Source organism: Stenotrophomonas maltophilia group sp. RNC7 (genome assembly GCF_030910085.1).
GTDB lineage: Bacteria > Pseudomonadota > Gammaproteobacteria > Xanthomonadales > Xanthomonadaceae > Stenotrophomonas > Stenotrophomonas sepilia.
Genome location: NZ_JAVFVN010000679.1, coordinates 1 through 1,730, shown reverse-complemented (window position 1 = coordinate 1,730; position 1,730 = coordinate 1). Strand labels below are relative to the sequence as shown.

At 27.9% G+C, this 1,730-nt stretch carries 2 protein-coding genes; both read left to right on the top strand.

Features of this window, described 5'->3' with window-relative positions:
* Positions 1-497 (top strand): hypothetical protein (locus RCF13_RS14140; protein WP_308141271.1); only part of this gene is annotated, 497 nt, incomplete at its 5' end.
* Between the two features lie 338 nt (positions 498-835).
* Positions 836-1,730: hypothetical protein (locus RCF13_RS14135; protein WP_308141270.1), on the top strand; the 895-nt coding region annotated here is incomplete at its 3' end.

Sequence of the window (1,730 nt, the reverse complement as noted above, 5' to 3'; positions counted from 1 at the left end):
AAATCTTAACTGATAAGGATGAATTCCTTTCCTTGCAAGATGCAATAGAAGAGGGTTTTTCACCAGCTAGCATTATAACGAAAGGAAAGTATGCTTCTAATAAGGGATCCGTTCAATTTAAATTTCCAAAACCTATATCTTTCGGAAGTATAATTTTTGTTATTTTAGATTGGTTATACCTATATGTAACACCAAGTAACATGAATATGTATATCTTAGAGGATAAATTAATAGTTAATATCAAGCCATCAACAATTCCAATAAATGCTGTAGATAACCAAGAAGAAATCAATTGTCTAACTAAACATATTAATGAAGGATCGATAAATATTCGAGAAGATAAAATCATATTACGAAGCAATTTCGATTCTATAAAGTTTTATTTGAAAAAAGATGAGAAACAGCTGCTAAAGCAAATAGCAAGTGAGCATGGATTAACCCTAGAACAATTATGTGAAAATATGATTAGGGAGAAATTACACCAATACCATTCTTGAGAATCTAATACAGAATTAAAATCCAATTGATTCCATTTATCTCTACAGTTATAATGAAACCATAGAAATATTATTATGATTTTAATTTAAGTGAAAAAAAACGTTCTTTTGGAACATTGAAGCATGAAGGGATTACCCTTTATTTCAATAGTTTCTAAAGAACGTTTTTTTGTATTTTTAAGTGAAAGGGGATTGTATTAAACGTATTAAAGTGATTCTTAATAACTATAGCAAATGTATCTATAGTCACGTTATTGTTCTGAACTAAAAACTATTGGTGAAGCAACTATCCTTATTTGGGTAGTTTTTTTATTACAAATTTTTGGGGGGATTGAATAATGTATCAAGTAAAACAAAATGAAAGTGCAACATTATCAAGTAATAAAGAAAATAAAAATAAACATTATAGAATGATTTACAACCTTGAACTTAATGATATAAGTCTTACCATCAACATAAATATTATTCTTTACCTCAAAACAAAGCATAACGAAATCTATATTGATAAATTTATAATTCCTGAATTAAAAAAATGTTTTTGGCGAACTGCACTTAAATATGGGACTGCGGTTAGATTCTTAGAAAATAAGTTGGATTGTGGTTATGTAGTACTCAAAAATACAAGATACAAGGTTACAGCATTTAAGAGTGAAGATTATATAAAGAATGATGTACTTATTTCTGGTACTATATACAACTTAAAGATCGCTGAAGAAACTTCCACATCAACTATTACATCCTATATAGAGGATGAAAAACAAACATGGAACAAATTACTATTAGTTGATTCATATAAAAAATGGTGTAGTCTTAATAGCATTGAAATATTGGAAGCAACGCAGCTAGACGATATTCTAAATGACATCATTTTTTCATATTTAGAAAAAGATATTTATAGCTTTATTTCTTTGGTGTTTCCATCTGATGAAGAAAAAGCTAATAGTTTTTATAATTATTTAGGAAAGGTACAGAAAAAAATTCTACAGTTAGTAGGCGAAAATAATTCACCACTAACGCAACTGAAGTTCGCTTTATATACAACGCGATTCAAATCGAAACTCGTATTTAATTCAAAACTTCAGTCATATGAAAAGGTATGTATAGTAAGTGAAGATACAATAAAACAAATAAAACATTTTATACACAAAAAGATACCTACTGTTGGTTTATTAATAGACTATGTAGAACAATTTAAAGGCGAATATGGTGAAATTCTTATTCACGAGAGTACTG